At 71.0% G+C, this 24,366-nt stretch carries 21 protein-coding genes; 4 read left to right on the top strand and 17 right to left on the bottom strand.

The annotated features are described in order from the left end of the window. Positions 1 to 73: 73 nt before the first annotated feature. From QMO56_RS14070 to QMO56_RS14095, 6 genes are all read right to left on the bottom strand, one after another. The gene (locus QMO56_RS14070; RefSeq protein WP_283526576.1) at positions 74 to 1,099 is read right to left on the bottom strand and encodes an ABC transporter ATP-binding protein; all 1,026 of its coding nucleotides are present in this window, start codon (positions 1,097 to 1,099) and stop codon (positions 74 to 76) included. Further along, on the bottom strand, positions 1,096 to 2,079 hold the full coding sequence (locus QMO56_RS14075; protein ID WP_283526577.1) for an ABC transporter ATP-binding protein: 984 nt from the start codon (positions 2,077 to 2,079) through the stop codon (positions 1,096 to 1,098). Before QMO56_RS14075 ends, QMO56_RS14070 begins: the two co-directional genes overlap by 4 nt. Continuing rightward, positions 2,079 to 2,918 (bottom strand): ABC transporter permease, encoded by an 840-nt coding sequence (locus QMO56_RS14080; protein WP_283526578.1) that lies wholly within the window; start codon positions 2,916 to 2,918, stop codon positions 2,079 to 2,081. The genes QMO56_RS14075 and QMO56_RS14080 overlap by 1 nt, the downstream gene beginning before the upstream one ends. Beyond that, positions 2,918 to 3,928, bottom strand: a complete 1,011-nt coding sequence (locus tag QMO56_RS14085) for an ABC transporter permease (protein ID WP_283526579.1) — start codon at positions 3,926 to 3,928, stop codon at positions 2,918 to 2,920. Before QMO56_RS14085 ends, QMO56_RS14080 begins: the two co-directional genes overlap by 1 nt. After that, a complete protein-coding gene (locus QMO56_RS14090; RefSeq protein ID WP_283526580.1) occupies positions 3,928 to 5,505 on the bottom strand; it encodes an ABC transporter substrate-binding protein in 1,578 nt (525 codons plus the stop codon). The genes QMO56_RS14085 and QMO56_RS14090 overlap by 1 nt, the downstream gene beginning before the upstream one ends. Positions 5,506 to 5,810: 305 nt before the next feature. Next, entirely contained in the window at positions 5,811 to 7,568 is a 1,758-nt protein-coding gene (locus QMO56_RS14095; RefSeq protein WP_283526581.1) for a M28 family peptidase, read from the bottom strand. Positions 7,569 to 7,612: 44 nt separating this feature from the next. Here QMO56_RS14095 and QMO56_RS14100 point away from each other — a divergent pair, with 44 nt between their 5' ends. The 3 genes from QMO56_RS14100 to QMO56_RS14110 all read left to right on the top strand — a co-directional run bounded on the left by QMO56_RS14100 (position 7,613) and on the right by QMO56_RS14110 (position 12,798). After that, positions 7,613 to 9,106 carry a serine hydrolase gene (locus QMO56_RS14100; protein ID WP_283526582.1) on the top strand — a complete coding sequence of 498 codons (1,494 nt, stop codon included), beginning with the start codon at positions 7,613 to 7,615 and terminating at the stop codon, positions 9,104 to 9,106. 252 nt (positions 9,107 to 9,358) lie between these two features. Next, positions 9,359 to 10,675: an LLM class flavin-dependent oxidoreductase gene (locus QMO56_RS14105; protein WP_283526583.1), complete on the top strand. Its 1,317-nt coding sequence runs from the start codon at positions 9,359 to 9,361 to the stop codon at positions 10,673 to 10,675. Positions 10,676 to 10,758: 83 nt separating this feature from the next. Next, positions 10,759 to 12,798, top strand: coding sequence for an NAD(+) synthase (locus QMO56_RS14110; RefSeq protein WP_283526584.1), 2,040 nt, complete (start codon positions 10,759 to 10,761; stop codon positions 12,796 to 12,798). Between the two features lie 50 nt (positions 12,799 to 12,848). Here QMO56_RS14110 and QMO56_RS14115 read toward each other — a convergent pair whose 3' ends face one another. The 11 genes from QMO56_RS14115 to aroA form a co-directional block, all read right to left on the bottom strand. Further along, positions 12,849 to 14,096, bottom strand: a complete 1,248-nt coding sequence (locus QMO56_RS14115) for a DUF2254 domain-containing protein (protein WP_283526585.1) — start codon at positions 14,094 to 14,096, stop codon at positions 12,849 to 12,851. Between the two features lie 142 nt (positions 14,097 to 14,238). After that, positions 14,239 to 15,069: a tryptophan synthase subunit alpha gene (trpA, locus tag QMO56_RS14120; protein WP_283526586.1), complete on the bottom strand. Its 831-nt coding sequence runs from the start codon at positions 15,067 to 15,069 to the stop codon at positions 14,239 to 14,241. After that, a complete protein-coding gene (gene trpB, locus QMO56_RS14125; protein ID WP_283526587.1) occupies positions 15,066 to 16,283 on the bottom strand; it encodes a tryptophan synthase subunit beta in 1,218 nt (405 codons plus the stop codon). Before trpB ends, trpA begins: the two co-directional genes overlap by 4 nt. 203 nt (positions 16,284 to 16,486) lie before the next feature. Further along, positions 16,487 to 17,155: a phosphoribosylanthranilate isomerase gene (locus QMO56_RS14130; RefSeq protein WP_283526588.1), complete on the bottom strand. Its 669-nt coding sequence runs from the start codon at positions 17,153 to 17,155 to the stop codon at positions 16,487 to 16,489. Continuing rightward, positions 17,155 to 17,865 (bottom strand): orotidine-5'-phosphate decarboxylase, encoded by a 711-nt coding sequence (gene pyrF / locus QMO56_RS14135; protein ID WP_283526589.1) that lies wholly within the window; start codon positions 17,863 to 17,865, stop codon positions 17,155 to 17,157. Before pyrF ends, QMO56_RS14130 begins: the two co-directional genes overlap by 1 nt. A gap of 1 nt (position 17,866) precedes the next feature. Continuing rightward, complete coding sequence (locus tag QMO56_RS14140; RefSeq protein WP_283526590.1) at positions 17,867 to 18,211, bottom strand: lipopolysaccharide assembly protein LapA domain-containing protein; 345 nt, start codon at positions 18,209 to 18,211, stop codon at positions 17,867 to 17,869. Continuing rightward, a complete protein-coding gene (ihfB, locus tag QMO56_RS14145; protein WP_283526591.1) occupies positions 18,208 to 18,537 on the bottom strand; it encodes an integration host factor subunit beta in 330 nt (109 codons plus the stop codon). The genes QMO56_RS14140 and ihfB overlap by 4 nt, the downstream gene beginning before the upstream one ends. Before the next feature lie 85 nt (positions 18,538 to 18,622). After that, complete coding sequence (gene sppA / locus QMO56_RS14150; RefSeq protein ID WP_283526592.1) at positions 18,623 to 19,531, bottom strand: signal peptide peptidase SppA; 909 nt, start codon at positions 19,529 to 19,531, stop codon at positions 18,623 to 18,625. Positions 19,532 to 19,655: 124 nt separating this feature from the next. After that, the gene (gene rpsA, locus QMO56_RS14155) at positions 19,656 to 21,377 is read right to left on the bottom strand and encodes a 30S ribosomal protein S1 (RefSeq protein ID WP_283526593.1); all 1,722 of its coding nucleotides are present in this window, start codon (positions 21,375 to 21,377) and stop codon (positions 19,656 to 19,658) included. Positions 21,378 to 21,849: 472 nt separating this feature from the next. Next, entirely contained in the window at positions 21,850 to 22,509 is a 660-nt protein-coding gene (cmk, locus tag QMO56_RS14160; RefSeq protein WP_283526594.1) for a (d)CMP kinase, read from the bottom strand. A gap of 2 nt (positions 22,510 to 22,511) precedes the next feature. After that, entirely contained in the window at positions 22,512 to 23,879 is a 1,368-nt protein-coding gene (gene aroA / locus QMO56_RS14165) for a 3-phosphoshikimate 1-carboxyvinyltransferase (protein ID WP_283526595.1), read from the bottom strand. Positions 23,880 to 23,979: 100 nt separating this feature from the next. On the opposite strand from aroA, the gene QMO56_RS14170 reads away from it, so the two are divergent. Further along, on the top strand, positions 23,980 to 24,297 hold the full coding sequence (locus tag QMO56_RS14170) for a TIGR02300 family protein (RefSeq protein WP_283526596.1): 318 nt from the start codon (positions 23,980 to 23,982) through the stop codon (positions 24,295 to 24,297). Positions 24,298 to 24,366: the final 69 nt, after the last annotated feature.

Consider the following 24,366-nt stretch of genomic DNA (forward strand, 5'->3'; position numbering starts at 1 on the left):
GCACGCTCATCAATCCGCCCATAACCGCGAAGAAAAAGATGGGGGTCTGGGGGAATTCCTTCCCCCAGCCTTCTCAGGAGTGCGCCGCAAGCTGCGCTGTGGACACCGCGCCAGGGACGGAGTGCCCCGGCAGATCCCGCCAGCGATGGCAGGCCACTTGCCGCCCGTCATCGGCGTGCTCCAGCGGCGGATCCTCGCTGCGGCAGCGCGGCGCGGCGTGCGGGCAGCGGGCCGCGAAGGCGCAACCGGGCGGCAGGCGCGCGGCGCTGGGCGGCTCGCCCTGCAGGGCCGCCGTCGCAGGACGGGTGGAGGGGTCCAGGCTGGGTGCGGCAGCCAGCAGGGTGCGGGTATAGGGGTGCAGCGGAGCGGCAAAGAGCGTCTCGGCCGGCGCCAGCTCCACCACCCGGCCGAGATACATGACGGCGACCCGGTCGCAGAGCCGCCGCACCACCGAGAGGTCGTGCGAGATGAACAGGTAGCTGAGGCCGAAGCGTCGCCGCAGGTCCAGCAGCAGGTTCAGCACCGCCGCCTGCACGGACATGTCGAGGCCCGAGGTCGGCTCGTCCAGGATGACAATCTTCGGCCGCAGCACCAGGATGCGCGCCAGGGCCACGCGGCGGAGCTGGCCACCGGAGAGTTCGTGCGGGTAGCGCGGCCGCACCGTGGCATCCAGCCCGACGGCGGCGAGGATGGCGTCCACCCGCTCGCGCCGCTCGGCGGCCGCGGTGACGCCGTGGATGAGCAGCGCCTCCTCCAGCGTGCGGCCGAGGCTCCACCAGGGGTCCAGCGCCGCGCCGGCATCCTGGTGGACGTACTGGATGGCGGCCCGGGCCTGCCGCGCCTCCCGCGGCGCCAGGCCGCCAACGGAGCGCCCTTCCAGCCGGATCTCGCCCGCCGCCTCGCGCTGCAGGCCGAGGATGGTGCGGCCGAGCGTCGTCTTGCCGCAGCCGGATTCGCCGACCACGCCGAGGATCTCGCCCGGCCGCAGGTCAAGGTTCACCTCGCGCACGGCGCGCACCGGCGGGACCGACCTGCGCAACCAGCGCCGCCTGCCGCCGAGATGCACGGAGAGGTCGCGCACTTCCAGCATCGAGGTCATGCCGGCACGGTGTCCTGTTCGTAGAGGATGCAGTCCACCTGCCGTCCCGGCTCGGGCGTCAGCAGGTGCGGCGCGCGCGCGCTGCAGGCCGGTCGCGCATGGGCGCAGCGCGGCGCGAAACGGCAGCCGGGCGGCGCGCGCAGCGGCGAGGGCACGGCACCGGGAATGCCGGCAAAGCCTTCGCTGCGCTCGGGGTGGCAGCCCAGCAGCGCCCGGGTATAGGGGTGCAGCGGCGCCTTCAGCAGCGGGGCGGTCGGGCCACTCTCCACCGTCTGGCCGGAATAGATGACGCAGACCGCGTCGCACAGTTCGGCCACCACGCCGAGATCATGCGTGACGAAGAGCATGGAGAGGCCGAATTCCGTCACCAGCTCGCGCAGCAGCACCAGGATCTGCTGCTGGGTGGTGACATCGAGCGCGGTGGTCGGCTCGTCGGCGATGACGAGGCGCGGCGAGCAGGCCAGCGCCGCGGCGATCAGCAGGCGCTGCCGCTGGCCGCCGGAGAACTGATGCGGATAACGGTCCAGCGCGCCCTCGGCATCGGGGAGCTGCACGCGCCTCAGCAGCTCGACCAGCCGGGCGCGGCGCTGGGCATTGCTCCGCAGCGCAGGGGCGTGCCAGCGCAGCGTCTCGGTGAGTTGCTGGCCGATGGTGAAGAGCGGGTTCAGCGCCAGATAGGGGTCCTGCGGGATGAAGCTGATGCGGCTGCCGCGCACGTTGCGGTTCAGCTCCGCCTCGGAGAAGGCGAGCAGGTTCTCGCCCTCGAACATCACCTCGCCCGCCTCCACCCGCGCGCCCTCCGGCAGGATGCCGAGGATGGCGCGGATCAGCGTGGACTTGCCGCAGCCCGACTCGCCCACCACGCCGAGGATGCGCCCCGGCGCCAGGTGCAGGCGGATATGGTCGAGGATGCGCGCGGTGCCCTCGTCGCCCTGGATCGAGACCTTGAGGCCGGTCACGGCCAGCGTGTCCACGGCCATCAGCGGGACCGCCTGAGGCGCGGGTCGGCGATGTCGCGCAGCCCGTCGCCGAGCAGGTTGAAGCCGAGCACGGCGACCAGGATGGCGAGGCCAGGGAAGGTGGCGAACCACCAGGCGCCGGGCAGGTAGGTGCGGCTCTGCGCCACGGCGAGGCCCCAGTCCGGGTCGGGCGGGGTCGCGCCCATGCCGAGGAAGCCGAGCACGGCGGCCACCAGGATGGTGAAGCCGAGCCCGATGGTGGCGCGCACGATCACCGGCGAGAGCGCGTTGGGCAGGATGTGCAGCAGCAGGATGCGCCAGGTGCCGGCGCCGAGCCCCTGCAGCGCGTCCACGAAGAGCGAGGCGGAGAGCCGCCGCGTCTCGGCCTGCACGATGCGGGTGAAATAGGGCCAGTAGGTGAGGGCGAGGGCCAGCATGGCGCTTTCCGTCGAGGCGCCGAGGAGCTGCGCCAGGGCCAGCGCCAGGATGAGCTGCGGCAGCGCCAGGAAGACGTCCGTCACGCGCATGATGAGCTCGGAGACGAAGCCGCGCGTGTAGCCGGCCAGCAGCCCGAGTGGCACGCCGATCGCCATGGCCGCGCCCACCACCGCCAGCGCCACCTTCAGCGCGCCGCGCGCGCCGAGGATGACGCGCGAGAGGATGTCCCGCCCCAGATTGTCGGTGCCGAAGGGGAAGGCGGCGCTGGGCGGTTTCAGGCGCTGCAGCAGGTGGGACTGGAAGGCGTCCTGCGGGTATGGCGCCAGCCAGGGGCCGAAGATGGCCAGGAAGACCACGACGAGCACGATGCCGAGGCCGAGCATGGCCGGCAGGTCGCGCGCGAACTTGCGGAGGATCAGCATCAGCCCTCATCCCGCAGGCGCGGGTCGATCAGCGCGTGCACCATGTCGGTGAGGATGTTGACCACGGCGTAGATCAGCCCGATCAGCAGCGTCACCGCCAGCATCACCTTGGAATCGGCGGTCAGGATGGCCTGCACGGTGTAGCTGCCGATGCCCGGCCAGTCGTAGATCGACTCCACCACCACCGCGCCGGCGATCAGCCCGCCGAAGAGCAGGCCGATCTGCGTCACCGTCGCCACCACCGAGTTGCGCAGCACATAGATCCAGACCAGCCGCCGCCGCGGGACGCCAACGGCGCGGCCGTAGCCGACAAAGTCCTTCTGCAGCGTCTCCAGCACCCCGGCGCGGGTGAAGCGCGTGATGGTGGCGAGGCCGCCAAGAGAAAGCGTCACCGCCGGCAGCACGAGATGCCGCAGCGCATCGGTGAAGATGTCGAGGCGCCCGGCGATCAGGCTGTCGAGCAGCACCGAGCCGGTGGGGCCGTCCGGCGCGGTGAGGCCGACGCTGAGTTGCCCGCGCAATGGCAGCCAGCCGAGCCGCATGGCGAAGAGCATCTGCAGCATGATGGCCAGCCAGAAGGCCGCCATGGCGATGCCGGCGACGGAGAGCACGCGCAGCAGGAAATCCGGCCAGCGGTTGTGGTGCACCGCCGCGATCACCCCGAGCGGCACGCCGAGCACCGTCGCGATCAGCAGCGCGGCGAAGGTCAGTTCCAGCGTGGCCGGCAGCCGCTCGCGGATGTCGAGCGCGACGGGGCGGCTGGAATAGGAGCTGTTGCCGAAATCCAGCCGCGCCACATCGCCGAGATAGCGCAGGAACTGCGCGGGGAGGGGCTGGTCCAGCCCCATCTGCTCGCGGATCGCCTGCACCTGCGCCGGCGTGGCGTTGTCGCCCGCCAGCGCCGCCGCCGGATCGGCCGGCACCATGCGGATCAGCAGGAAGGTGACGATCAGCAGCCCGAAGAGCGAGGGCAGGACCAGCAGGGCCCGCCGCAGGACGAAGCCCGCCATCAGGCCTTCAACTGCAGCCAGCGCATCTCGCCGCCGCCGCCCACCGGGCAGAAGCGGTAGCCGCCGACGCGGTTGGAGACGCCGCGCAGCTCCACCGTGTTGTAGATCCAGACATCCACGCAGTCGGCCATGATGAGCTTCGTGGCCTCCTCGTAGAGCGGCGCGCGCTCCTCCTGCTTCACCAGGCCCCGGGCGCGGCGCAGCAGCTCGTCCACCTTCGGGTTCTTGTAGAAGGAGGAGGCCTTCCAGGTGCCGTGGAACTGGCTGTCATACATCTGGCCGATCCAGTTCTCCGGATCGACGAAATAGGTGCTGACCCAGTGGATCCACATGTCCGGCGAGCTGTCGGCGGCGGCCACATTGGTGGAGATGTTGGCCCAGGTGTCGGCGACGATCTGCAACCGCACGCCGAGCGAGGCGAGGTCGCTCTGGAAAAGCTGCGCCGCCTGGTTGGTCTGCTCCAGCTGCGACTGGATGTGGATCTTTACCGGCGTGCGCAGCGAGAAACCCTCGGCCTGGGCTTTCTTCAGGTAGTCCCTGGCCTTGTCGAGATCGTAGTCGTAGCCCTGGGCGCCCTTCGGATAGCCCCAGATCCCGTTGGGCAGCGGCGTCGGGTCGCGGTCGGCATAGCCCTTCAGGATCTCGTTGATGAAGCCGTCATAGTTGAAGGCGTGCGCGAAGGCCTTGCGCAGGTTGAGGTTGTTGAAGGGCGCGCGGCCGTTGTTCATGCGGATGATGAAGGTCCGCATCGAGGGATGCTTCTCGACCCGCGCGACCTTGCTCGCCTGGATCTGCTCGACCTGGTCGGTCGGCAGATAGGAGTCGGTCATGTCGATCGAGCCGTTCATCAGCCCGAGCACGCCGGTGGAGGTCTCCTTCACCGAGCGCATCGCCACCTTGTTGATCGGGCTAGGATTGTCGGACCAGCCCATGAAGTGGCCGGCGAAGCGCTCCAGATCGAGCTTCTCCGAGGGTGTCACGCTGCCCGCGACCACGGAATAGGCACCGGAGCCGGCATCGGCGGTGGCCAGCCAGGCGGTGCCGTTGTCGTCGCCCTTGACATTGGCCTGCACCAGCTTGGCGTTGACAATGGCAACGATCGGGATGGCCGCGAGGAAGGGGCCATAGGCTTTCTCCAGCCGGAAGCGCACCGTGGTCTCGTCCGGCGCGGTGACGTTCTCCGGCTTCAGGATCGGCAGGAAGGCGCTGGCCGGCGCCTTGCCGATGGCCAGCACGCGGCGAAAGCTGAACACCACGTCCTCGGCGGTCAGGGGCGCGCCGTCGTGGAACTTGGCGCCGCCGCGCAGCTTGAAGGTCCAGTCCAGCCCGTCCTCGGAGACCGTGTGGCTCTCGGCCAGCCAGGGCTTCAGCTCGGGCGGATTGTTCTCGTAGCGGTAGAGCCCGTCATAGACGTTCAACGCGAAGCCCATCATCGGCACGTCGAAGATCTGGTGCGGGTCGAGATTGACCGGCTGCCCGTCGGAGCGGACCAGAATGCCGGGGGTGGCGGCATGGCCGCGCATGGGGCCCGCCACCAATGCGGCGAAAGCGAGGGTGGCGGCCTCTCGTCGTGTCAAGCGCATGCGCAATCTGCTCCCGGTTCAGGCAAGTGCCGTGCGGACAGGCGAAGCGGCGTTATCAGCGGGGCCGCCCTGCGGTGATGTCGGGGGAGCTTCAAGCAAGCACCGGGCCAGAAACGGTCGAGGGCTGGAACCAGGGGAGAATGAATTCTCCCCCGGACCCCCTCTTCTTCTTTCTGTCAGTTCTGCCGCGTGGGTGGCACGCGCCCGCGCCGAGGCTGAAACAGCCTCAGTGGCAGTTTGGCGTTGAAGATCCGAAGAAAAAAGAAGGGGGTTCGGGGGAATTCATTCCCCCGACCTTTTCAAAGCCCCACGCGTGTCGCGGCGATCAGCGCCGTGCAGTCTTCCAGCGCGTCCGCCACGCTGTTGCGGGCACGGCGCAACTCCACTTCCAGCAGGCGCGCCTCCACGCCTTCCGCCCTGGCGTAACGCGGGACGTCGAACAGGCCGGGGATCATGCTGCCCTGCGGCGTGTAGCCGTACATGTCCTGGCCATAGGGGCCGCAGGCGGTGCTGGCGAGCGGGATCAGCCGGCGCGAAAGGGCGCGGAAGCAGGCGTTCAGCCGCGCGGCCGGGGCGGGGTCCAGGCCGGGCTCCGCGGCGTAGCGGGCGCGCCAGGCGGCGGCGAGGCGCTCCAGCGCGGCGGCTTCGGCTTCCAGTGCGCGGGCGCGGTCCAGCACGCTTTCCAGCCCGAGACCGGGTGCGAGCGGCGCCAGTTCTGCCAGCCGTGCGACGAACTGCGCCGCCACCTCGGTATAGTCGAAGGGCAGCAGGGCCTCGGTGCAGAGCGCCCAGAGATAGCCGGCATAGACGCGCAGATGCGCGGGCATGCTGGCCCAGTCCACCTTGTCCAGCGTGTTCTCCAGCGAGTGGTGCCACCAGCCGATGGAGGCGCCCGCCGTCGCGGCCAGCTCGGCCTGGGTATAGCCGCCCTGGCCGCCGAACATCGGAATGCCGAGGCCGAAGAAGGAGGCGTCGCCCATTTTTCCGGCACGATGCCAACGGCGCGGCCAGTCCGGCAGCATCCGCGCCTCGACGCCCTCATGGAAGCGGCGCAACTCGGCATTGGAGGAGGCGGACCATTCGGAGACGCCCAGGCAGGCCGGCTGGTCGATCTGCAGATAGGCCACGGCATGCGCGCGCAGCCGGTCCCAGTGCCGGTCGGCGAAGCGGGAGGAGCCGATCATCGTGCCCGTCTCGTGCCCCGCCCAGAAGCCGCAGACCAGCCCGCGGCGCAGCTTCTCCCGGTGCCGCGCGAAGACGCGCGCGAGTTCCAGCACGCAGGCATTGCCGGTGGCATTGTCCGTCGGCTGCGGGCCGAACCAGGAGTCCTGGTGGCCGCCGAGCAGCACGAAATCCTCGCTGCCCGGCACGGCCAGCTCACCCACGGTGACATGCACCGGCGCCCAGCGATTCTCGGCGCGCGCCACCAGCCGCACCTGCACCGGCCCCTCCGCCAGCATGCCGCGCAGCATCAGCCCGGTGCTGCGGGCGATGCCGATGCAGGGCAGGGTGGCCATCTCCTCCGCCATGCCGCGCCGCGTCGGGTTGCCCCAGGCGGGCTTCACCGAGCCGAAGGGAATGGCGGTGCTCTCCGGCGGCCCCCAGTTGAACATGATGCAGCCGAGGGCGCCCTGCAGCGCCGCGATGCGCTGCTTCTCGTGCCGCGCCGGCGAGTAGGAGAGTTCGGAAAGCGTGATGCAGCCGCGCGCGTCGCGCCCCTCGTAGTCGGCGAAGCCGCCGCCGCCGACATCGATCAGCGTGGCGGTGATCCCCTCCGGCGGCGTGGAGACGCTGTGGCCGAGCGTGAAGGCCTCGATGGCGATCTCGCGCGGCGCCAGCACGTTCAGCGCGCCCGGCTCCGGAAAGCTGACGAGCCCTTCGCCATCCTCGATCCAGGCTTCGAGCCCGGCCTCGCGCAGCGCCGCCGCGCTGTACTCCGCCATGCGCGCGCCATTGGGCGATCCGGCGAGGCGGGAGGGGATCTCGTGGGCGATGTGCTCGACATGCGCGCGCACCGCATCGGTTGACAAGTCGGACAGGATCAGGTCGAGCGACATGGGGCGACTATGAGCCGTCCGGAACGAAGCGGGAAGGTGCGACAATGTCTCTCTCCTGGCAGCAGGCGGCGTCCTGCGCGGCCGAACTGGTCTCCGGCTGGGCGGCGGACGAGCCGGGCGGCATCGTGCTCGGCTTCGACGCCTCCGGCCCGCGCTTCGTCGAGGCGCGTGGCCTCGCCAGCATCGAGCACGACCTGCCTTTCGGCATCGCGACGCCGACGCGCCTCGCCTCCATCACCAAGCACCTCTTCTGCGCCGTCGCGCTGCGCGAGGGGATGGACATGGCGGCGCCGCTCGGCGTGCTGGTGCCGGGCCTGCCGGAGGCGGTGGCTGCCGTGCCGCTCGGTCGCGCCCTGGGCATGACGGGCGGCCTGCCGGACCTGGCGGAGAGCTTCAGTCTGCTCGGCCTGCCTGCCAGCGCGAATTTCAGCCGTGCCACCCTGCTGGAGATGGCGCGCGCCCTGCCCGGGCTGAACTTTGCGCCCGGCAGCAGCATCTCCTACAGCAACACCGGCTACCGCCTCGCCGAGTCGGCGCTTTCCGCCCCCTTCGGCACCCTGCTGGAGCGGCATTTCCCCGGCCTCGGCCTCTTCTACCCGGAGGACGAGACAACCCCGGTGCCGAACCTTGCCACCGGCTACTGGCGGGATGCCGGGCGCGGCTGGCGGCGCGGCCGCTACGGGCTGAACTACTCGGCCTCCGGCGGACTCGCCTGCTCGGCCGAGGCGCTGATGCGCTGGTCGCTCCGCCTGATGGCCGGGGAGGGCGGCACGGCCGGGCTGTGGGACGCGCTCACCCGCTTCGGCACGCTGCTGGACGGGCGCGAGACCGGCTATGGCCTCGGCCTCTCCCGCGTGCCGCTGGAGGGGCCGGTGCTCTGGGGTCATGGCGGCTCGCTGCCGGGCTACAAGAACCACCTGCTGCTGGCGCCGGAACTGGGCACCGGCGTCATCGTCCTGAGCAACCGCGAGGAAACCGGCGCCTACCGCATGTCCCTCGCGGTCATGGCGGCGCTGACCGGCCTCGCCCTGCCGCCGCCCGGCCGCCTGCCCGCAGGTCTTTTCGCGCAGGCGGATGGCCCGCTCTGGGTGGACTCCACCGGCGATTCCCTTTTCCTGCTCGGCGCGCAGGAGGCGCTCTCCGAAGGTCCCGACGGGCTGGTGCATGGCCTCCAGGCGCATCTGGCCTTCGCGTTGCGGGCGGCGCCGGACGGCGCGCTGGAGGGCAGCCTCGGCCATCAGCCTTGCCGCCTGCTGCCGGTGCCGGAGGATGCCGCGCTCGATCCGCGCCTGCTCGGGGACTGGGTGGGCGAGGGGTTGGGCTGCGAAGCGCGCCTCACCATCGCCGAGGATGGGCGCATCCGCCTGCCCGGCCAGCCCCGGCAATGGGCGGCGCTGCGGCCTCTCGGCCAGGGCAAGGCGCTGGCGGAACGCGCCTCGCCGCCCTCGCGCAGCCGCTTCGCGCTCTGGCTGGCGGCGCCGGACGCATTGCGCCTCGTCTCCCAACGCAGCCGGATGCTGACCTTCCGGCGCGGGTGAACAAGATCGGGGGAAAGAATTCCCCCGGTCAAACCTATAGGTTTGACCCTTCTTTCTTTTGCCAGTTTGCCGGTCACAGTCGCCGGGGCTGCTTCAGGCCCGGCGTGGGCGCGTGCCGCCAGCGCGGCAAAACTGATAGAAAGAAGAAGTGGGGGTCCGGGGGAGAATTCATTCTCCCCCGGTGCTGCCTCCCGCCCTGGCACGCATTTCGCTCGGCCCTGCGGTGCCCGTCGCGGTCTGGAGAACGAACCGATGCCTGAAACGTCCCGGCAGATGCATCTCGGTGTCTTTGTGCTTGGCACCGGCAACCATATTGCCGGCTGGCGCTATCCGGGCGCGGCGGACAGTTTCCAGAGCCTGGAGGTCATCCAGCGGATTGCCCGCACCGCCGAGCGCGGCTTGTTCGACCTGCTGTTCCTGGGCGACGGGCTTTCCGCCAACATCAACGACCACCCGTCCTTCGCCTGCCGCTTCGAGCCGGTCACCATGCTCTCGGCGCTGGCGGTGACGACGACGCATCTCGGCCTCGGCGCCACCATGTCCACCACCTACTGCGAGCCCTACCAGGTGGCGCGCTTCTTCGCCTCGCTCGACCATCTCTCCGGCGGACGGGCGGCCTGGAACGCCGTCACCACCTCCGGCCCCAATGCCGCCGCCAATTTCGGCCGCGAGCACCCGCGCCATGGCGACCGCTACGAGATCGCCGAGGAATTCGTGGACGTGGTGCGCGGGCTCTGGGACTGCTGGGACGACGGCGCCATCCTCGCCGACCGCGAGGGCGGCCGCTATTTCGACAGCAGCAAGGTGCGCCCGCTGGAGCACAAGGGCCGCCACTTCCAGGTGAAGGGGCCGATGAACATCGGCCGCACGCCGCAGGGCCGGCCGGTGATCCTGCAGGCCGGCTCCTCCGAGCCGGGCCAGCGGCTGGCCGCCCGCACGGCCGACGCCATCTTCTCCGTGACCCAGGACCTCGACGAATCCCGCGCCTTCCGCACCGGCTTCCATGACCGGCTCGCCGGCTTCGGCCGCCGGCCGGAGGAGGTCGCCATCCTGCCCGGCGTCATGCCGGTGATCGGCCGCACGCGGGAGGAGGCACGCGCGGTGCTGAACCGGCTGCAGTCCTTCGTCGGCGAGACGGACGCGCTGGCCATGCTGGGCTACCGCCTGGGCACGGACATGTCGGCCTATCCGCTGGACGGGCCGGTGCCCGACCTGCCGCTGCCCGACACCTCGCACGGCTTCGCCCGCGCCCTGCTGGCCAAGGCGCGGCGCGAGAAGATGACGCTGCGCGACCTCTACAACCTGACCGCCGCGGCGCGCGGCCACTGGGTGATCTGCGGCACGCCCGCCGACATCGCCGACACGCTGGAGGAATGGTTCATCAGCGGTGCCTGCGACGGCTTCAACATCCTGCCGCCCTACTTCCACGGCGCCTTCGAGGACTTCGTGGACCTGGTGGTGCCGGAACTGCAGCGGCGCGGGCTCTACCGGCGCGAATACCGCGGCCGCACCCTGCGCGACCATCTCGGGCTGGAGCGCCCGGCCAGCGCCCTTTTCGCCGCGGGGTAGGGAACCTCGGGCGCCGCCGCCGCGTTCCCCCTGCGCGGGCAGGTGACTGGACGGAAGGCCCGCTGCAAGGGCAGGCTGCGCGCATGAGCTTCCACGCCATCTATCGCCACGGTTTCGCGCGCGTCGCCGCCTGCACCACGCGCTGCACCCTGGCCGACCCCGCCGCCAATGCCGAGGCCATCCTGGCCGCCGCCCGGCAATGCGACGCCGAGGGCGCCGCGCTCGCGGTCTTCCCCGAGTTGTCGCTCTCCGGCTATGCCATCGACGACCTGCACCTGCAGGACACGTTGCTGGACGCGGTGGAGCAGGCCGTCGGCACGCTGCTGGCCGCCTCCGCCACGCTGCGCCCGGTGCTGCTGGTGGGCGCCCCGCTGCGACATGGCCGGCGGATCTACAACACCGCCCTGGCGATCCAGCGCGGGCGGCTGCTCGGCGTGGTGCCGAAGGTGCATCTGCCGAACTACCGCGAGTTCTACGAGCACCGCTGGTTCGCCTCTGGCGCCGGCACGGAGGGCGGCGAGATCACCGTCGCCGGCCAGTGCGCCCCCTTCGGGCCTGACCTGCTCTTCGCCGCCGAGGACCTCCCCGGCCTCGTGCTGCATGCCGAGATCTGCGAGGACTTCTGGGTGCCGGTGCCGCCCAGCGCCACGGCTGCCCTGGCCGGCGCCACCGTGCTCGCCAACCTCTCGGCCAGCAACATCACCGTCGGCAAGGCGGACACGCGCCGGCTGCTCTGCCAGTCGCAGTCGGCGCGCTGCCTCGCCGCCTATCTCTACGCCGCCGCCGGCGTGGGCGAATCCACCACCGACCTCGCCTGGGACGGCCAGGTCTCCATCTTCGAGAACGGCGAGATCCTGAAGGAGAGCGACCGCTTCCCCGAGGCCGACCAGGTCGTCATCGCCGATGTGGACCTCGACCTGCTGCGCCAGGAGCGCGCCCGCCAGGGCACCTTCGACGACAACCAGCGCCTGCACACCCGCGCCTTCCGCACCGTGACCTTCCGGCTCGACCCGCCGATGGAGGATATCGGCTTCGCGCGATCGGTGGAGCGCTTCCCCTTCGTCCCCGCCAGCCCCGAGCGGCTGAGCCAGGACTGCTACGAGGCCTACAACATCCAGGTCTCCGGCCTCGTGCAGCGCTGCCAGGCGACCAGCAACCGCAAGATCATCATCGGCGTCTCGGGCGGGCTCGATTCCACCCAGGCCCTGATCGTCGCCGCCAAGGCGTTCGACCGCATGGGGCGTCCGCGCAGCGACATCATCGCCTACACCCTGCCCGGCTTCGGCACCTCGGCCGGCACCAAGACCAACGCGCACCGGCTGATGGCCTCCCTCAGCGTCACCGCGCACGAGCTGGACATCCGCCCGGCCGCCCGGCAGATGCTCGCCGATCTCGGCCACCCCTTCGCCAGGGGCGAGCCGGTCTATGACGTCACCTTCGAGAACGTCCAGGCCGGGCTGCGCACCGACTACCTGTTCCGCGCCGCCAACCGGCATGGCGGCATGGTGCTCGGCACCGGCGACCTCTCCGAGCTGGCACTGGGCTGGTGCACCTACGGCGTCGGCGACCAGATGTCGCACTACAACGTCAATGCCGGCGTGCCGAAAACGCTGATCCAGCACCTGATCCGCTGGGTCATCGCCTCCAGGCAGTTCGAGGCGGGGGTCAACGAGACGCTGCAATCGGTGCTGGAGACCGAGATCTCCCCCGAGCTGATCCCGGCCGATGACGAGACCAAGCAGCTCCAGAGCACCGAGGCGAAGATCGGCCCCTACGCCCTGCAGGACTTCAACCTCTTCTACACGCTGCGCTACGGCTTCCGCCCCTCCAAGATCGCCTTCCTAGCGCTGCAGGCCTGGGGCGACGCGGCGCGCGGCACCTGGCCGCCCGGCTTCCCGGAGGCCAGCCGCAACGCCTACGACCTGCCGACCATCCGGCGCTGGCTGGAGGTGTTCCTGCAGCGCTTCTTCGGCTTTGCCCAGTTCAAGCGCTCGGCCCTGCCGAACGGGCCGAAGGTGGTGGCGGGCGGCTCCCTCTCGCCACGCGGCGACTGGCGTGCGCCTTCCGATGGCAATGCCAATGCCTGGCTGGCCGAGCTGCGGAGCAACGTGCCGGCAGAGTAAAAAAGTCCGGGGGAAGGAATTCCCCCGGCCCCCATCTTCTTTTTGTCAGTTCAGGAGAGGTCCTGCCGCTCCGTGAGCGCCAGCTCGCGCAGGATCTGGCGCTCCGAAGACATGCCGAGCGCCTGCTCCGCACGCTCCAGCGCCTCCTGCGAATGCCGCCGCGCGATGAACCGGAAGCCGCCAAGCGGCGCCAGCATCCGGAGCGTCTTCTGCAGCCGGATACCGACCTCCAGCATCCCCGCCCCGTCGCGGGCGATGGGATGGAAGAAGTCGTCGAACATCTCCTCGGCCGAGAGGCCGGGCGCATGCACATGCGGCAATGGGTTCTCCGACTGGTGCTGCGCCTGCGCCTCGGCCCATTCGGCAAGCAGCTTGCCGCCGCCGGTGAGCACGCCGATCGCTGTGCCCGGATCATTCACCGCCGACGAAAGAGCGCGGGAGGCGATTTCCGACAGCACGATCAGCCCGAAGCGCGGGTCCTGGTCGTAGGAGCGGCTGCTGCCGAGCGTGAAGGCGGCGCGCAGGCGGGCGGCCATCTCGTCATCGCAGGGGCGCGCCAGCCAGAGCAGGGGGCGGTGCGGGTGCAGATAGGCGCCGGGGAGCACCAGCAGGTGGACCGCTTGGCCCATCTCCTCGCCCAGGGTGGAGAGCCGGCCGAGATCGGCATGCTGCAGGTAGCCCCGCTCCTCCGGAAAGATCTGCGGAGCGCCCTCCGGCTCCGGCACGGGCGGGCGGGCGCCCAGATAGGGCCGCTCAACCCACTGCTGCAGTGCCTCGCGCGTGGCCGCTTCGACGCGGGCGGTCGTTTCCTCGACACGCCCGAGTCCGGAGAGGCGCTCGATCCAGCGGAGCAGGGTGACGACGATCCAGATGATCACCAGGATGGTGACGACGAACAGGATGACCCGCCCGTTCTCGCCGTAGATGCCCGTGCTGAGCGCGACGATGCCGGCGACGCTGAACAGGAAGCTGCCGAGGAAGGTGGCGATGGCGTTCTGCGCCGTCCGGTCCTCGATCACCAGGCGGGTGGCGCGCGGGGTGGCGTTGCTGGTGGCAGCAGCATAGGCCGAGACCATGGTGGTGAGGGAGAAGGTGGTCACCGCCAGCATGCTGGAAGCCAGGATGCCGAGGATGTTGTCCACCGCCTGGGCGCCGATGGTGACGGTGATCTTGTAGGGGATGAAGGGTTCGGCGACCGAGGCCACCAGGGCGGTGGCCACCGCGAGCAGCGTGAACAGCGCGGCGCGGAACCACAGGCGATGTGTCAGCCGCCGCCACAGCCATTGCCAGCGACTCATGCAGGCTTTTCCTCCGTTGCGTGCCGGCTGAACCCGGCGCGGTGCGGAGAAGTTGCCCTGCCCAAGGCTGGGGGAATGAATTCCCCCAGACTCCCTTCTTTTTTCTTCAGGTTCCCCGCGGGGCTCGGGGGAACTCCGGCCTTCAGGCGGAAACGCGCGCTCCGCGCACTGCCTCGGCGAGGCCGCGAACCTGGTCCAGCACCTTGCGCAGCGTGTCCGGCCGGGCGCGGCCCTTCTCGTCCAGGCTGGCGGCGAGGGTCTCGATCAGCGCCGAGGCGACCACCGCGCCATCCGCCACCTGCACCGCCTCGGCGGCCTGTTGCGGCGTGCGCACGCCGAAGCCGATGGCGATCGGCAGGTCGGTGTACCGGCGCAGGCGCGGAATGGCCGCGGCCAGTGCCTCCTGGGTGGCGCTGCGCGTCCCGGTGATGCCGGTGATGGCCACGTAGTAGATGAAGCCGCTGGTGCCTTCGAGCACCTTGGGCAGCCGCTCGTCATGGGTGGTGGGGGCGACGAGGCGGATCAGGTCCAATCCCTGCTCGCGTGCCGGCCCGGCCAGCTCGTCGGCCTCCTCCGGCGGCATGTCCACGACGATCAGCCCATCCACGCCGGAATCGGCCGCCTCGGTGCAGAAGCTCTCGACGCCGTAGGAGAGGATGGGGTTCAGATAGCCCATCAGCACCACCGGCGTCTCGTCGTCCTCGCGGCGGAAGTCGCGCACCATGGCGAGCGCCCCGGCCAGGCTGCCGCCAGCCTTCAGCGCGCGTTGCCCGGCGCGCTGCACGGTCGGTCCGTCGGCCATCGGGTCGGTGAAGGGCACGCCAATCTCGATCAGGTCCGCCCCCGCGCCGGGCAGGCCGCGCAGCAGCGCCATGGAGGTCGCGGGATCGGGGTCGTAGGCCTCCAGGAAGGGCATCAGCGCGCCGCGGCCTTCCGCCTTGAGCTGCGCGAAGCGGGCGGCGATGCGGCTCACAGCGACTCTCCCAGGTGCTTGGCGACGGTGAAGATGTCCTTGTCGCCGCGGCCGGACAGGTTGAGGACGATGATCTTGTCCTTGGCCATGGTCGGCGCGAGCTTCATGACGTAGGCCAGCCCGTGCGCCGACTCCAGCGCGGGGATGATGCCCTCCAGCCGTGAGCAGAGCTGGAAGGCCTCCAGCGCCTCCTGGTCCGTCACCGCCACGTATTGCACGCGGCCGATCTCGTGCAGCCAGGAGTGCTCCGGCCCGATGCCGGGATAGTCCAGCCCGGCCGAGATCGAGTGCGCCTCCTGGATCTGGCCGTCGCCGTTCTGCAGCAGGTAGGTCTTGTTGCCGTGCAGCACGCCCGGGCGCCCGCCACCGATGGCGGCGGCATGCTCGCCCGTCTCCATGCCGCGCCCGGCGGCCTCGACCCCGATGATCTGGACCTCGGCGTCATCGAGGAAGGGGTGGAACAGCCCCATGGCGGAGGAACCGCCGCCCACGGCGCAGACCAGCGCGTCCGGCAGGCGCCCCTCGGCGGCCAGGATCTGCTGCTTCGTCTCCTCGCCGATCACGCACTGGAAGTCGCGCACCATCTGCGGGAAGGGGGCGGGGCCGGCGACGGTGCCGATGCAGTAGTAGGTGTCCGAGACATTGGCGACCCAGTCACGCATCGCCTCGTTCATCGCGTCCTTCAGCGTGCCGGCGCCTGACGTGACGGGGATGACCTCCGCCCCCAGCAGCTTCATGCGGAAGACGTTGGGCTGCTGCCGCTCGACGTCGGTGGCGCCCATGTAGACGATGCACTTCAGGCCGAACAGCGCACAGGCGGTGGCGGTGGCGACACCGTGCTGCCCGGCGCCGGTCTCGGCAATGATGCGCGGCTTGCCCATCCGCCTGGCCAGCAGGATCTGGCCGAGCACGGCATTGATCTTGTGCGCGCCGGTGTGGTTCAGCTCCTCGCGCTTGAAGTAGACCTTCGCGCCGCCGAGGTGCTCCGTCAGCCGCTCGCAGAGCCAGAGCGGGCTGGGGCGGCCGACATAGTCCTTCAGCAGCCGCCGCCATTCCGTCATGAAGGCCGGGTCCTGCCGCGCGGCATTGTAGGCCTGCTCGACCTCCTGAATGACCGGCATCAGCGTCTCGGCGACATAGCGGCCGCCGAACTGACCGAAACGACCCCGTCCGTCGGGGCCCTGGCGCAGGGAATTGGGCAGAGGCTGGTTCACGCGTCCCTCCAAGCTGCGCCGAGTGTTAGCGCGCCCTGCCATATGGGGATAGAGGCGCCATTGGGGGGAGGGGAAAGGTCGGGGGAATGAATTCCCCCGAACCCCCTTCTTTCTTTTGTCGATTCTGGCGTGTGCTGGCCACCCGCGCGGGAGACCCGAAGAAAAAAGAAGGGGGTCTGGGGGAATTCATTCCCCCGGCCTTTCTAATCCTGCTCCGCGTGCGCGGCCGCGACGAAGGCGGCGATCAGCACCGGATCCTTCACGCCGCGCATGCGCTCGACGCCGGAGGAGACATCCACCGCCGGCGCGCCCGTGGCACGGATGGCAGAGGCCACGTTGACCGGCGTCAGCCCGCCCGCCAGCATCCAGGGGCGGGGGATCGGGTGGCCGGCCAGCAGGGACCAGTCGAAGCTGGCGGCATTGCCGCCCGGCAGGGTGGCGCCGCGCGGCGGCTTGGCGTCCAGCAGGAAGCGGTCCACCGACGGCGCATAGGCCTCCAGCAGCCCGAGGTCCTCCGGCGTGGCGATGCCCAGCGCCTTCATCACCGGCAGGCCGAAGCGCGCGCGGATGGCGGCGCAGCGCTCCGGGCTCTCGGTGCCGTGCAGTTGCAGCAGGCTCAGGGGCGCGGCCTCCAGCACCGCACCGATCTCGGCATCCGTCGCGTCCACGAACAGGCCGGCGCAGAGCGGGCGGCGCCCGGTGCTGCCGCGCGCCGCCAACTCGCCGGCCTGCTCGGGCGTCACCGCACGCGGGGAGGGGGGATAGAAGACGAAGCCCACCCAGTCGGCCCCGGCGCGGCAGGCCGCGTCATAGGCCGCCGCGTCGTTGATACCGCAGATCTTGACCTGCACCTTTGGGAGGGAGCCGGACATCAGCGCGGCAAGCTGGCGGCGATGGCGGCGGCGGCGGCGGCCGGGTCGGGCGCCGCGGTGATCGGGCGGCCGACCACCAGCCAGTCCGCCCCGGCGGCGGCAGCCTCCTCGGGCGCGGCGACGCGCGCCTGGTCGCCCTTGTCGCTGCCGGCCGGGCGCACGCCGGGCACCACCAGCAGCGGCGCCTCGCCGAAGGCGTCGCGCAGCCGGGAGATCTCCTGGGGAGAGCAGACCAGCCCGTCCGCCCCGGCCTCCAGCGCCAGCCGCGCCAGCCGCAGCACGTGCTGCGTCGGGCCGCCGATGACGCCGGTCTCGGCCAGACCAGCGGCGGTGAAGCTGGTCAGCACCGTCACCGCCAGGATGGCGGGGCGCGCCTCGCCCAGGCTGTCCTCGGCGGCGCGGCGGGCGGCCTCGATCATGGCGCCGCCGCCGCCGCCATGCAGGGTCAGCATCGCCGGGCGGGTGGCGCAGACCGAGCGCACGGCGCCGGCCACGGTGTTCGGGATGTCGTGGAACTTCAGGTCCAGGAAGACCGGGCGGTGCGCGGCGATGCGCGCCACCACCGCCGGGCCGGCGGCGCAGAACAGCTCCAGCCCCACCTTCACCAGCCCGACATGCGGCGCGACGGCGCGCGCCCAGGCCTCGGCGCGGGCGGCATCGGGCGTGTCGAGCGCGGTGATCAGCCCGGTGCTGTTGGGCTTCCCGCGCATCTCAGTGGGTCGGGGCCAGGGCCGTGGAGGCGGCCGGCGCGGTGGAGGGAACCGGGTTGGCGGCGTCCTGCTGCGCCCGGATTTCGGCCAGCTCGGCCTCCAGCAGCTGCGCGGCGCGCTGCATCTTGCGGGCGCGGCGGCGGTAATGCAGGGCGCTGCCCCAGGCCAGCAGCGCGCCGAGCAGGAAGGCGAGCGCCGCGGCACCCAGCACCGCGCCGGCCAGCGGCACCTCCCAGCTCACGTCGAAAGGCCAGAGCTGCAGCGCGACCGGGGCGGCGTTGGAGATGGCGAAGAGCACCAGCACCAGCAGCAGCAGGGCGGTGAGCAGGAGGCCGATGATGGTCATGGAGTGGTCACCGTGGTGCGGGGGCTGCGCTTCGGCGCCTGCAGCGGGCCGCCATTGACGCGCTCGCGCAGTTCCTTGCCGGGCTTGAAATAGGGAACGGACTTGCCGGCGACCGGCACGGACTCGCCGGTGCGCGGGTTGCGGCCGGTGCGCGGGTCGCGCTGCTTGGCGGAGAAGGCGCCGAAGCCGCGCAGCTCCACCCGGTCCCCGCGTGACAGGGCGGCGGTGATCTCGTCGAAGATGGTGCTGACGATCAGCTCCACGTCAGGCTGGCGCAGGTGCGGGTTGGCCGCGGCCAGCTGCGCGATCAGTTCGGATTTGGTCATGGCCCGCCTGCCTCCTGCCCTGCGCCGGAACCCCGGCCGGAAGATTGCCACCCCGCCGCCAGGCCGCAAGCGCGCTTGCGGCCCTTCATCGCGGAAGCTGCCAAACAGCCTGCGGGCCGTCAATTGCAAGCCATTCTGAAATCAGGCTTTTCATCAGCATATGCACGGAGACGCCCAGCGCGCGCTCCACCGTGTCCCGCGGGTCCAGATCCCGCACGCGCAGGTCGGCGGGGATGTCATGCGCGCCGGCCAGCCAAGTGCGCGCCTCCGGCTCCCCGCCGATGGCATCCACCAGCTTCAGGTCCAGCGCCTGCTTCCCGGTGTAGATGCGGCCATCCGCCAGCATCTCCACCTGCTCGCGCGGCAGGCTGCGGCCTGCCGCCACCATGCTGACGAACTGCCCGTGCAGGTCGCGCAGCACCGTCTCCAGCGCCGCCCGCCCCTCGGGCGTGAGCGGGCGGAAGGGGCTGGGCACGCCCTTCAGCGGCCCGGAGGTCAGCATCTCCGGCTGGACGCCCAGCATATCCAGCAGCCCGCTGACGTTGAAGGACTGCAGGATCACGCCGATCGAGCCGGTGACGGTGGATTCGCGGGCGAAAATCCGCTCCGCCGGCAGGGCGATCATGTAGGCGGCGGAGGCGGCGGTGCCGCGCATCACCGCCACCAGCGGCTTGCGCTCGCGGAAACGGCCGAGCGCGGCGTGCAGCCCCTCGCCGCCGGCCACCGTGCCGCCGGGACTGTCGATGGAGAGGATCATGCCGCGCACCGACGGGTCGCGCGCGGCCTTGGCGATCGCCTCGGTGATGCGGTGGTCGTCGCCGATGGTGCCTTCGACGCTGAAGCGCACCAGGTGCTCCCGCGTCTCCAGCCGCGTGCCGAACACGGCGAACAGCGCCGCCGCCGCCAGCAGCACAGCCGCCACGCGCCAGCCCAGCAGGCGGCGCTTGAGGCGGCGGCGATCGACCAGCAGATCATGTTCCAGGGGAGCGCTCATGCTGCGCGCATCAATGGCGGTGGGCGGGCCGCCCGGTCAAGGCTTGCCGGCGCCCCCGAGACGCAAACGCCCCGGGTGGCGGACCACCCGGGGCGCTGCAGTTCCTCCAGAGGGGAGGGGACGATTACTCGTCGCCCGCCATCTGGTTGCGGCGGCGGATCGCCGCGCCGAGGATGTCGCCCAGGGAGGCGCCGGAGTCGGTGGTGCCGTACTCCTTCATCGCCTCGCGCTCCTCCTCCACTTCCTTGCCCTTGATGGTCAGGGCCAGGCGGCGGGCGGCGCGGTCCACGGCGGTGACCTTCGCATCGACCTTCTCGCCGATGGCGAACTTGTCGGGGCGCTGGTCGCCACGGTCGCGGGCCAGCTCGGCGCGGCGGATGAAGCCGGTGAGCACCTCCTCGACCTTCACCTCGATGCCGTTCTGCTCGACCTTGGTCACGATGCAGGTGACGACGTCACCCTTGCGGACGCGGTCCAGCACCTCGGCGGCCGGATCGGCCTGGAGCTGCTTGATGCCGAGGGAGATACGCTCCTTCTCGACGTCAACATCCAGCACCTTCGCCTTGACGATGTCGCCCTTCTTGTAGTCGGCCATGGCCTGCTCGCCAGGGACGTCCCAGGAAAGGTCGGACATGTGCACCATGCCGTCGATCTCGGGAGCCAGACCCACGAACAGACCGAACTCGGTGATGTTGCGGATCTCGCCCTCGACGATGGAGCCGGGGCCATGCGCCTCGAGGAACAGCTCCCAGGGATTGCCCTGGGCCTGCTTGAGGCCGAGGCTGATGCGGCGCTTCGGCTCGTCCACGTCCAGGATCATCACGTCGACCTCCTGCGAGGTGGCGACGATCTTGCCCGGATGGACGTTCTTCTTGGTCCAGCTCATCTCGGAGACGTGGACCAGGCCCTCGACGCCCGGCTCCAGCTCCACGAAGGCGCCGTAGTCGGTGATGTTGGTCACGCGGCCGGAGAACTTGGCGCCGACCGGGTACTTGATCGACACACCCTCCCACGGGTCGGACATCAGCTGCTTCATGCCCAGCGAGATGCGCTGCGTCTCGGGGTTGAAGCGGATGACCTGCACGCGGACCTGCTGACCGATGGTCAGGGCCTCGGAGGGGTGGTTGATGCGGCGCCAGGCGATGTCGGTGACGTGCAGCAGGCCGTCCACGCCGCCCAGATCCACGAAGGCGCCGTAGTCGGTGATGTTCTTCACCACGCCGTCCAGGATCATGCCTTCCTTGAGGCCCTGGATCAGTTCGCTGCGCTGCTCGGCGCGGGTCTCTTCCAGCACCGCGCGGCGGCTGACGACGATGTTGCCGCGGGCGCGGTCCATCTTCAGGATCTGGAAGGGCTGCGGCGAGCCCATCAGCGGCCCGACGTCGCGCACCGGGCGGATATCCACCTGGGAGCCAGGGAGGAAGGCCACGGCGCCGCCGAGATCGACGGTGAAGCCACCCTTCACGCGCCCGAAGATGACGCCGTTGACGCGCTGCTGCGCGTTGAAGGCCTTCTCCAGGTTGGTCCAGGCTTCCTCGCGGCGCGCCTTCTCGCGGGACAGGACGATGGAGCCGTCCTTGTCCTCGTAGCGCTCGACGAACAGCTCGACGGTGTCGCCGGCCTTCACCTCGGGCTTCTGGCCCTGCGGCGCGAATTCCTTGAGGGGTACGCGCCCCTCGCTCTTCAGCCCGACATCCACGACCGCGAAATCGTCGTCGATCCGGACCACCTTGCCGGTGACGACCGAGCCGGCGAAGCCAGTGTCGGCGCCGAGCGTGGCGTCGAGCAGGGCGGCGAAGTCCTCACCACCGGCCGGGGTCGTGGAAAGGCTGTCGGCATGTGCCATGTAGCAGTGTGTTCCTGATCCACCCGGGAGGCCCCGGAAGGATTCATGCGCCCCCGCCTGCGCGAGCACGGCTTAGCCGGGCGCCTGCCTGCAGGCGGCGCCGTTCGGCCCTATTGCGATAAGCGGTGTTCCGGTCCGCCCTTCCCGGTCCGGCGGGTGCGGGCGCCTGTACAGCGCTTCGCAGAGATCCGGACGCCCCGGCACCAGCCGGTGACAGGGTTTAGGGCTCGCCTAGGCCAGTCCGGCCCCTGGCGTCAAGGGGAATCGGACAGGAGCGCAACGTTTCACCGTCGCGGAGGGGCGGGCGAGGGGAGGCCTGTTCCCCTGAAGAAGGGGCGAGGAAAGCCTGGGGGCCTGAGGCCCCGGCCTGCGTGCTCTCCGGCAGTGCTGGAAAAACTGACAGAAAAGAAGAAGAGGGGGTTCCGGGGGAGAATTCATTCTCCCCCGGCTCTGCCCTCGCCGGGCGTGCCGTTCAGAGGCCGAGGCGCTCCGCCACCAGGGCGCGGGCGGTCCGGAAGGCGGCTTCGGCATCCAGTGTCGTGGTATCCAGCAGCAGCGCGTCCGCCGCCGGCTTCAGCGGTGCCGTGGCGCGGCTGGCATCCTGCGCGTCCCGCGCGCGGAGATCGGCCAGCACCGCCGGCAGCTCGGCCGTGACGCCACGCCCCTGCAGCTCCAGCCAGCGGCGACGGGCGCGCTCCTCATCCTTGGCGGTGACGAACAGCTTTACCGGCGCCTCGGGGAAGACCACCGTGCCGATGTCCCGTCCATCCAGCACCGCGCCATGCGTGCGGCCGAAGTCGCGCTGCCAGTCCAGAAGCGCGGCGCGCACGGCGGGGATGGCGGCGACGGCGCTCGCGGCCCTGTCCGCCTCCGGGCCGCGCAGGTCCGGGCGCTCCAGGTCGGCCGGCGCCAGGGCGCGGGCGGCGGCCTCGGCGGCGACGGGGTCGCGCGGATCGGCGCCGGCGTCCAGCAGCCGGCGGCCGGTCGCGCGGTAGAGCAGGCCGGTGTCGAGATAGGGCAGGCCCAGCTCGGCGGCGAGGCGGCGCGCCAGCGTGCCCTTGCCGGCCGCCGCCGGTCCGTCCACGGCGATGACCATGCCGGCTAGGCTCCGGATGGTGACCTCCGGCGACATGCTCACGGCTTGCCCGGGCGGTTCAGGCGCTGCAGGGCGTCGCCGCCCGCGGCACGGTTGATGAGGTCGGCGAAGCCGGGGAAGGAGGTGTCGATGAAGCTGGCATCGTCCACCGTCACCGGCGCCTGGGTCGCCAGCCCGAGCACCAGCGCGCTCATGGCGATGCGGTGGTCCATATGGGTGACGACATGGCCGCCGCCCGCCGGCGGGGCGCCGGTGCCGTGCACCAGCATGTCATCGCCCTCGATCTCCACCATCACCCCGTTGACGGCGAGCAGGGCGGCGGTGGCGGCAACGCGGTCGCTCTCCTTCACCCGCAGCTCGGCCAGGCCACGGAAGCGGCTGACGCCGGCGGCGCAGGCGGCCGCCACGGCCAGGATCGGGTATTCGTCCACCATGGAGGGCACGCGCCCGGCCGGCACGTCCACCGCGCGCAGGGCGCCGTGGCGGGCGGTGAGGTCGCCCATCGGCTCGCCGCCCTCGGTGCGCGCGTCGCTGACCGTGAGGTCGGCGCCCATCTCGCGCAGCGTGGTGAACAGGCCGGTGCGCAGCGGGTTCAGTCCGACGCTTTCCACCGTCACCTCGGAGCCCGGCACCAGCAGCGCCGCCACCAGGGGAAAGGCGGCGGAGGAGGGATCGCCCGGCACCGCCACCGGCGCCGCCACCAGCTCCGGCTGGCCCTCCAGCTCAATCACGCGGCCCTGCCCCTGCGGCGCGACCCGCACGGTGGCGCCGAAATGGCGCAGCATGTTCTCGGTGTGGTCGCGACTCGCCTCCGGCTCGACCACGCGGGTCACGCCGCGCGCCCCGAGTCCCGCCAGCAGCACCGCCGACTTCACCTGGGCCGAGGCCATCGGCAGGGTGTAGTCCAGCGGCAGCGGCTCGGCCGCGCCCTCGATGGCCAGCGGCAGCCGGCCGCCCTGGCGGCTCGTGAAGCGGGCGCCGGAGGCGGCGAGCGGGTCGGTCACGCGCTTCATCGGCCGCTTGCGCAGGGAGGCGTCGCCGGTCAGCACGGCGAAGATCGGGTGGCCGGCGATCAGCCCGCAGATCAGCCGCGCGGCGGTGCCGGAATTGCCCATGTCCAGCACGTCCTCGGGCTCGGTGAGGCCGCCGACGCCGCGCCCCGCCACCTGCCAGTGCCCGGGCGCCAGCCGCTCCACCGTGGCGCCCAGGGCGCGCATGGCGGCGGCGGTGCGCAGCACGTCCTCGCCCTCCAGCAGTCCGGTGATTTCCGTGCGGCCGACCGCGAGGGCGCCGAACATCAGCGCCCGATGGCTGATCGACTTGTCGCCGGCGACGGTGAGGCGGCCGGAGAGGCCTTTCTGCGGCCTGGCGGCACGCAGCGGCCTGGCATTCGATTCGTGTCCCACGAGGCGAGGGTTTGACACGGAGCCTGGGGGCGTGGCAATGCGCGCCCCTGTTTCGCGGCCGGCCCGCGCCTGGCCCCTTTTTCCCGGGATACTCACGCTGATGGCCAAGCCCGATCTGGGTCTGAAACGCACCTGCGTCGCCTGCGGCGCCAAGTTCTACGATCTGGGGCGCCAGCCTGCCGTGTGCCCGAAATGCGGCACCGAGCAGCCGGCCGAGCAGCCCCGCCTGCGCCGCGCCGCCGCGCCGGTGGAGGAAAAGGTCAAGAAGCGCCCCGCCCCCGAGGCCGACTCCGACGAGGTCGACCTGGAGGACGTGGACACCGACGAGGCGCTCGACGACGCCGAGGACCTTGAGGACGCCGAGGACGACATCGACGCCGACATCGAGGTCGAGACCGACCGCGAGGAAGAGAGCTGAGCCGCCCCGGGCGCCGCCGCAGGCGCGCCCGGAAACGGCTGGGCGAGCGGGCCGGGGGAAGCGATTCTC

It is taken from the genome of Roseomonas sp. E05 (assembly GCF_030063475.1).
Lineage (GTDB): Bacteria > Pseudomonadota > Alphaproteobacteria > Acetobacterales > Acetobacteraceae > Pseudoroseomonas.